This is a genomic window from Marinobacterium rhizophilum DSM 18822 (assembly GCF_000378045.1).
Taxonomy (GTDB): Bacteria; Pseudomonadota; Gammaproteobacteria; order Pseudomonadales; family Balneatricaceae; genus Marinobacterium_A; species Marinobacterium_A rhizophilum.
The window spans coordinates 1-1280 of sequence record NZ_KB899144.1 but is presented as its reverse complement, the minus strand read 5'-3'; the positions used below and the strand labels follow the sequence as shown (position 1 = coordinate 1280).

Annotated in this window: 1 protein-coding gene; it reads left to right on the top strand. The window is 63.0% G+C overall.

Annotated features, from left to right (window positions below; all coding sequences use genetic code 11):
- On the top strand, nucleotides 1-1265 hold a 1265-nt coding region (gene tnpC, locus F451_RS0124350; protein WP_020684020.1), incomplete at its 5' end, for an IS66 family transposase.
- Nucleotides 1266-1280 lie beyond the last annotated feature (15 nt).

The following is a 1280-nucleotide window of genomic DNA, read 5'->3' as shown; positions in this document are numbered from 1 at the left end:
CCCCTGCGCCTGCCGTCAAACGCCAGCCCAAGCGTGCGCCCTTGCCGCCGGAACTGCCCCGTACCGAGATCCGCCATGAGCCGGACTCGGCGCACTGTACCTGCGGCTGCCAGCTTAAGCGCATCGGCGAGGATGTTAGCGAAAAGCTTGACTACAGGCCCGGCGTCTTCACGGTCGAACGTCATATCCGTGGCAAATGGGTGTGTGAGGCCTGCGAGACGCTGACCCAGGCGCCGATGCCTGCGCACATCATCGACAAGGGCATCCCGACCACCGGGCTGCTGGCGCAGGTAATGATCGCCAAATACGCCGATCATCTGCCGCTGTACCGGCAGGAGCAGATCTTCGACCGTGCGGGTGTACCGATCCCGCGCTCGACGCTAGCCGAGTGGGTCGGCCGCTGCGGCGTGCAGCTGCAACCGCTGATCGAGGCGCTGCGCGAAGCCCTTCTCAAGGAAGCCGTGCTGCATGCCGATGAAACGCCGGTGCCGATGCTGGCGCCGGGCAAGAAGAAAACCCACAAAGCCTACATCTGGGCCTATGCCACCACGCCGTACGCCGGGCTGAAGGCCGTGGTCTACGCCTTCACACCCGGGCGCGGCGGTCAGCATGCGCGCGACTTCCTCGCTGACTGGCAGGGCAAACTGGTCTGTGATGACTACGGCGGCTACAAGGCGAGCTTCAAGCACGGCATCACCGAAATCGGCTGCATGGCCCATGCACGACGCAAGTTCGTCGAGCTGCATGTGGCGGGCAAGAGCCTGATCGCCGGCCAGGCGGTTGAGTACATCAAACAACTGTACGACGTCGAGCGTGAGGCCCGCGACCTGACTGCCCTTGAGCGGAAGACACTGCGGCAGGATAAAGCCAGACCCATCGCGGATGCGCTGCATCACTGGATGCAGGCCCAGCGCCTGAAAATACCGAACGGCACAGCGACGGCAAACGCGCTCGACTACAGCCTCAAACGCTGGGCCGCGCTAACGCGCTACCTGGATGATGGTGCGTTGCCGATCGACAATAATCGGGTGGAAAACCTGATCCGCCCCTGGGCGCTCGGGCGCTCGAACTGGCTGTTCGCGGGCTCATTACGCAGCGGTCAGCGTGCCACTGCCATCATGAGCCTGATCCAGTCCGCCAAGCTGAATGGGCATGAACCCTATGCGTATCTGAAAGATGTGCTGGCCCGGCTGCCGATCCAAAAAGCCAGTGCGATCGGTGAGCTACTTCCGCATAACTGGAAAGCGCCGGCTGACAAGGTGTGATAGCCGGACGCTTAC